At 39.9% G+C, this 903-nt stretch carries 1 protein-coding gene; it reads right to left on the reverse strand.

The annotated features are described in order from the left end of the window. Positions 1-120 precede the first annotated feature (120 nt). On the reverse strand, positions 121-639 hold the full coding sequence (locus tag ACS8FD_RS18065) for a cupin domain-containing protein (RefSeq protein ID WP_439263347.1): 519 nt from the start codon (positions 637-639) through the stop codon (positions 121-123). Positions 640-903 lie beyond the last annotated feature (264 nt).

Consider the following 903-nt stretch of genomic DNA (forward strand, 5'->3'; position numbering starts at 1 on the left):
TAGTCTGGAAGATATTCTTTTGATAGCCCGAGACCTGACTTAGATTTATCAGGTTTTTTATTGCCTTTACTGTTATCAGTGTTGCCCATGTTGTTTTCTCTTTGTATTGGTTGTTAAATTCTATACCTTGCCTAGATTCTCTAAGTCTACAAATTCCTTTTTTCCGTGGATAGTATACATTTTTCGATTGATGTCTGGGTAATTGCAAATATCAATCGGCGGTCTGCTTCCGCCCATCAGATAGACTGCGTCTGTATCGCTATCGTTGAGCATAGAATGGGCAGCTCCATGCGCGGGGAAACCTACGAAGTCGCCAGCAGTTAACGGATAATTGTTATCGCCATAACGCAATGAAAGCTGTCCTGATAATACATAGACAAATTCGTCTGACTCTTCATGATAATGATGCTGCGTGGTCTCATCTCCCGGCTCAACGCGCACAAGATGCAGACCAAATTTAGTCAGACCAGTGATGTCACTCAACGAAACCGTATGCCGAATAGCACACTCATTGAACTGGTGAACATGCTTGGTCTCAGGCGTATTTTCGATATCAGACTTGGTTAGGATGTAGTCTTGGGTGTTTTTGAGTGTCTCTTGAAGTAACTCTTGGGGTAACCCTTTCAATGGCTTAGTCATCGTTTATCTCCGTCACTTTTATTTTGCGCTTAACCTTATAGTAGCTATAAATGCATGGTTTTGTTTACTTAATTGCGTATAAAATGCGATTAGTAAGCGCAAAGCTTCCTTATTATCGATATTGCTGCCTTTTCTTTTCTCACATTTAATACCGTCAAATTCAAATAACTACGAATAAATGGCAAAACGGCTAATAATCGTCAATAACTGCGAATAATTCATCATCTAATAGCCATTAATGGGCGCAAACTTGTTAAAATAGGC

It is taken from the genome of Psychrobacter sp. 1U2 (assembly GCF_051847575.1).